This is a genomic window from Kitasatospora sp. NPDC091257 (assembly GCF_044757675.1).
Lineage (GTDB): Bacteria > Actinomycetota > Actinomycetes > Streptomycetales > Streptomycetaceae > Kitasatospora > Kitasatospora lactacystinica.
Window position 1 is genome coordinate 1 of the sequence record NZ_JBIVVI010000660.1, and the last position, 5,124, is coordinate 5,124.

A 5,124-nucleotide genomic window follows, 5' to 3' on the forward strand; every position below is an offset into this window, starting at 1 on the left:
CGATGCAGTGCCGGGCGATCGCCCGCCGCAGCGCCTTCGGCTCCCTGACCCCGTGCCGGGGCCAGGCCGTCAGCCGCTCCCAGCACTCGGCGGGCGGCAGCGGCGTACGGCGGATCAGGACGAAGCGGGCCACGGTCGTCACCCTAGCCGCGGCCGACCCCGGGCCGCAGCGCGGCGGCTCCAGCGACGGTGCGGCAGTTCTAGCGGCGCCGCGGCAGCTCGCCCAGCAGGCCCGCCACCGCGGCCAGGTCGCCGCCCCGGTCGAGCAGCACCACCAGCGGCGGGTGGTGCGCCGGCGCGCCCAGTCGGGCGATCTCGCACGCGGTGACGCCGAGCCCCGGCGGGGCGACCAGGGCGATCGGCGCGCGGGACTCCAGCAGCGGGCCGAGCACCGGGCGGTACGCGGCCGCGGGCGGGGCGCCCCCGGCGGGGCGCAGCACGCCGAGGGCCTGCGGGCCCGGCCAGCCGCGGGCGGCGCCGGGGTAGCGGGTGTGCGGGGCGCCGGTCGGGGGCAGCAGCAGGACCCAGCCCGCGCCCGGGCGGGCGGCCCGGCGCAGCATGTCCAGCCGAACCGCCGGGGCGGCCGGATCCCCGCCCGGGGAGCCGGTGTCCGCGGGCTCGCCCAGCCGGGGCGCCGGCCGGCCGGCCAGGGTGGTCCGCAGGACCTCGGTGGTGCCCAGCCCGCTCGGCAGGTCCGGGAAGGAGCGCAGCAGGTGGGTGCTCTGGTCGAGCAGCTCGGCGGCGTCCCGGTCGGCGAGCAGGGCGCGGTCGTGGGTGGTAGTGAGGACCAGCCCGCCGGTGGCGTCGTAGTGGGCGGCGAGCGTGATCGGGTAGGAGGTGAGGGTGCCTGCCGGGACGGGGCTCTCCACGTGGATGCCGTGCGCGGCCAGGTCGGTCTCCAGCCGCAGGTGGTGCGCCGTGGCGGGCCGGTGCTCCAGTACGACCAGGGAGTTCGGCCGCTGCCCGCGCGCGCCGGGTGTCCAGCGGTGGGCCTGGCCGGGCGCGACCCACTCGTAGGCCGCGAGGTCGAGCACCCCGTCGCGCAGTGCCGCGAGGAGCTGCGGCACGGTGGTGCCCGGCTGCACCCGGACGGAGATCGGCAGCGGGTTGCGCAGGGCGCCGGGCAGTCGGTCGATGCCGTCCAGCGGGATGCCCCGGCCGGAGACCGTCACCGCGAAGCCGACCCGCACCGCCCGGGCCGGGCGGCGGGGTCGGTCGCTCTGCTCGGCGCGGTACAGCAGCAGCGCCCAGGCCGCCTGGAGCGCGCTGCTCTCGCCCGCGCCCCAGGCGGCCGCCCAGCCGCGCAGCCGGACCGCCTCGTGCGGGGTGAGGCGGCGCCGGGCCCGGCCGCTGCCGCGCCGGTGCGGATCGGGGGCGAGCGGCAGGACGGGGGTGGCGGGCGGCCGGGTGGACCAGAACTGCCGTGCGGCGTCGGTGCCGCGGCCGGCCAGCCAGCGGGCGTGGTCGCGCAGGTCGGGGCGGCGCTCGCCGCCGGGCAGGACGCCGCCGGTCAGGTAGGCGCGGTAGAAGGACTGGAGCAGCAGCCGCACGCTCCAGCCGTCCAGCATCGCGTGGTGGTAGGTGAGCAGCACCCGGGTGGCGGGGCCGTCCTCGGCGTGCGGCGGGTCGTCGACGAGGGTGGCGCGCAGCAGGGCGGGGCGGCGCAGGTCGAAGCCGCGCCGGCGGTCCGCGGCGAGCAGGTCCTTCCAGTCGGTGGCGTCGTGCCGGTGCCGGGTCACCTCGGGGGCGGCGTGCTCGTGCAGCACCATCCAGGGGTCGTCGGTGCCGTCCTCGTCCCAGTCGAAGGCCGCGCGCAGCACCGTCTCGTGGTCGAAGACGGACTGCCAGGCCGTGGTGAAGCGCTCGGTGTCCAGTGGCCCGTGCCAGTGCCAGGACAGCTGCTCGACGTGCCGCCCGGGGGGCCCGGCCGCGCCGATGACCTGGCGCAGCAGCTCCCGCTGGAGCGCGCTGGTCGGCACGGTGACCGGCTCCGGCGGGTGCGCCAGCGCCTCGCGCAGTTCCTCCAGTACCCCGGCGGCGCGCGCGGGCGGGCCGGACGCGATGCCGACGAACAGCCGCCGGCCGCCGCCCGGGGCACTGCCGTGGCCGGCGTCCTCGACCAGCACCGCCCGCAGTCGGGGACCGGCGGCCAGGCTGCGCCCGAGGTCGGCGAGCACCTGGTCGAGCGCCTCCGGGCTGTCCACCGTCCGCTGCCACAGCAGTTCCGTCGCGGGCCCGGGGGAGTCCTCGGCGGCGACGGTCCGCAGCGCGGCGCGCAGGGCCTGCGCCGGGTACGTCCGGTGCAGCTGGGCCAGGACGAACTCCGGTGCCCGGCCGCGCCGTTGGGCGGCCTGCCGGGGCCGGGAGGCGGTGCCGGCCAGCGCGGCGCGCACCGCCCCCGCGTCCAGCGGCCCGGGCGGACGGCCGACGGGCAGGCAGGGCGCCGGGGCGCCGGTCACCCGCAGGGTGACGGGTGCGCTGGAGAACTGACGGTTCGTCATGGCTGATCAGCGGGCACCGGAGCCCTCATCCTTCCCGTGGGCCGGCCAGGATCGCGCCGGGGGTTACTGGGTGGCGAGCCCGCCGCAGACGTTCAGCGCCTGGGCGGTGATGCTGGCCGCGGTGGGGCTGGTGAGGTAGCCGGCCAGCGAGGCGACCTCCTCGGGCGTGGTGTAGCGGCCGAGCGGGATGTGCGTCGTGAAATGCTGGTGGATGGTCTCGGGGGTGGTGTTGTAGGCGGTCGCGTACTCGTGGTGGATCCTGGCGGTGTGCGGGGTCTGGACGTACCCCGGGCAGATGGCGTTGACGGTGGTGCCGGTCGGCGCCAGCTCCTTGGCCAGCGCCCGGGTGAAGCCGATCACGGCGTGCTTGCTCGCGGTGTACGGGGCGCCCAGGGTGACGGCCTGCTTCCCGGCGGTGGACGCGATGTTGATGATCCGCGGGTGCGTGGTGGTGGTGATGTGGCCGTGCCGGAGGGTCTCCCGGGTGACCAGGAAGACGGCGTTCAGGTTGGTGTCGATGACGTCGTACCAGAGGTCGTCGGTGGTGGTGGCGGTCGGGCCGCCGCCGGTGCGGCCGGCGTTGTTGACCAGGACGCTGATCGGGCCGTGCTCGGCCACCGCGTGCCGGATCAGTTCGCCGACCTGGGTGGGGTCGCGGACGTCGCAGGTGAGGCCGTGGGCCTGGTGGCCCTCGTCGCGCAGGGTGGCGAGGGCCTGGTCGATGTCCTTGGCGGTGCGGGCGCAGATGAAGACACGGTGGCCGCGGCTGCCGAGTTCGCGGGCGATGGCGAGGCCGATGCCGCGGGTACCGCCGGTGATCAGGGCGAGGGGTTTCTCGGGTGCGGTGGTCATGACGCGTCCTGTGGGTGAGGGCTGGGAGAGGTCTGCGGGGACGGCCGTCCGGACGGGGCTCAGGCCGAGTACAGGTTGTAGGTGGTCGGGTGGGCCGTGGTGGGCGTGTTGAGGGTGGGGTCCAGGGTGAGGATCGCGTGCTGGAGGTGCTGGAGGTGCGGGGAGGGCTGGATGCCGAGTTCGCTGGTCAGCCGGTGCCGCAGGTGGTGGTAGGCGGTCAGGGCGCTGGTCTGCCGGCCGGCCCGGTAGAGCGCGACCATGGCCTGGGCGTGCAGGCCCTCGTGGTGCGGGTGCTGGTGGGTGAGGTGGGTGAGCTCGGGGATCAGCTCGTTGTGCCGGCCGAGCCGCAGGTCGGTGTCGATGCGGCGCTCCAGGGTGATCAGCCGGCTCTCCTCCAGCCGCATGATCTCGATGGTGAGGATCGGGCCGGGCCGGACGTCGACCAGGGCGGGTCCGTGCCAGAGCGCGAGGGCCTGGCGGAAGTGGGTGGCGGCCTGGTGGTCCTGGCCGTGGTTGAAGGCGTGCTGGCCCTGGGTGGTCAGCAGGTTGTAGGTGTGGACGTCCAGGTTGTCCGGGTGGGTGGTGAGCTGGTAGCCGCCGTGCCGGGTGGTGAGGATGTCCTTGGCGGTGGTGTGCGGGGTCGGCCCGAGGGCCTGGGTGATCCGGCGGCGCAGTTGCAGGATGTACGTCTGCATGGTGGTGAGCGCCTGTCTGGGAGGGTCGTCGCCCCAGATCTCCTCGATCAGGGTGGCCGTCGGCAGGATCCGGTTCGGGTAGAGCGCCAGGAGGGCGAGGATCTGGCGTTGCTTGGCGGCGGTGGGGACGACGGAGATGCCGTTGAGGTCGGCGGTGAGGGGGCCGAGGACCCTGAGGTGCATGGCGGTTCTCCTCTCGTGCGGGGGGTCGGGGACTCGTGGAGCCGGTGACGCGTGAAGGCGGGGACTCGTTGCCGCGGGGACCCGTGGATGCGTGGACCCGGTGGAGGGAGCGGTGCGCCGCGGGGACGGCAACCTCGTTCGTGCGGAAGGGCGTTCGAGTCAGCGGGATGGTGGGGTGGACGCGTCGCACCCTAGTTGCGCCCGGCGGCGGTGGCCGGATTCCTCAAGTGCCCGTCGAGCGGGGTTCCGGGCGCTCTGGTGGCGGCTTCCGGCGGACGGCAGCGGCGGGGCGGCCCCCGGGAGTGGGGCCCGCCCCGCCGCGCGTGGAACCGGGGGCTACTTCCTGCGCAGGTCGCCCGAGAAGCCGCCGACCAGCAGGTGCAGGCTGCCGTCCGGATTGCGGGTGTACACCTGGTCGTACGGGACGGCGGCGCAGCCGCTGAGCGTGCTCATCGGGGCGGTGCGCAGCACCACCCGGTCCGGGGTGGCCTGGACCAGGTTGGCGGTCGCGTCGCAGTAGCGGGTGCCCGCTCCCTCGTTGTTGTGGATCTGCGCGACCGGGTCGTTGGCCCGGCCCTGGGCGATGGTGATCGAGAAGTCCGGCTTGACGAGGGTCTGTTGGCTGCCCAGATCGCCCTGCCAGGAGCCGAGGAAGGCGGCCGGGATCTCGCCGCCCGGCGTCGGGGCGGCGGAGGTGGCGGCGGGCGGGGTGCTGCCGGAGCCGGAGCCGGTGCCGTCGGTGTCGTTGCCGCGCACGGCCAGGACCACCGCGGTGCCGGCCGCCGCGACGGCCAGGACGGCGGCGACCAGCAGCACGCCGGGGCCGGGCCGGCCGCGGGTCGGCTGCGGCGGGGGTGCGTACGGGGGCCGGTACGGCGGGGGCCGTGTCGGGG

General features: G+C 76.0%; 3 protein-coding genes and 1 pseudogene. All 4 read right to left on the reverse strand.

Annotated elements, in window-relative coordinates:
* Positions 1-200: 200 nt before the first annotated feature.
* Positions 201-2,501, reverse strand: coding sequence for a condensation domain-containing protein (locus ACIQOV_RS26715; protein ID WP_401052623.1), 2,301 nt, complete (start codon positions 2,499-2,501; stop codon positions 201-203).
* 63 nt (positions 2,502-2,564) lie between these two features.
* Complete coding sequence (gene fabG / locus ACIQOV_RS26720) at positions 2,565-3,353, reverse strand: 3-oxoacyl-ACP reductase FabG (protein ID WP_359913699.1); 789 nt, start codon at positions 3,351-3,353, stop codon at positions 2,565-2,567.
* 59 nt (positions 3,354-3,412) lie between these two features.
* Positions 3,413-4,231, reverse strand: coding sequence for a BTAD domain-containing putative transcriptional regulator (locus ACIQOV_RS26725; protein WP_380554358.1), 819 nt, complete (start codon positions 4,229-4,231; stop codon positions 3,413-3,415).
* Between the two features lie 336 nt (positions 4,232-4,567).
* A pseudogene (locus ACIQOV_RS26730) lies at positions 4,568-5,124 on the reverse strand (hypothetical protein); the annotation flags it as partial.

What these genes read in the sequence shown, in the direction of transcription:
- ACIQOV_RS26715 (WP_401052623.1), bottom strand. Translation starts at nt 2,501, where the DNA reads ATGACGAACCGTCAGTTCTCCAGCGCACCCGTCACCCTGCGGGTGACC.
- ACIQOV_RS26725 (WP_380554358.1), bottom strand. Translation starts at nt 4,231, where the DNA reads ATGCACCTCAGGGTCCTCGGCCCCCTCACCGCCGACCTCAACGGCATC.
- fabG (WP_359913699.1), bottom strand. Translation starts at nt 3,353, where the DNA reads ATGACCACCGCACCCGAGAAACCCCTCGCCCTGATCACCGGCGGTACC.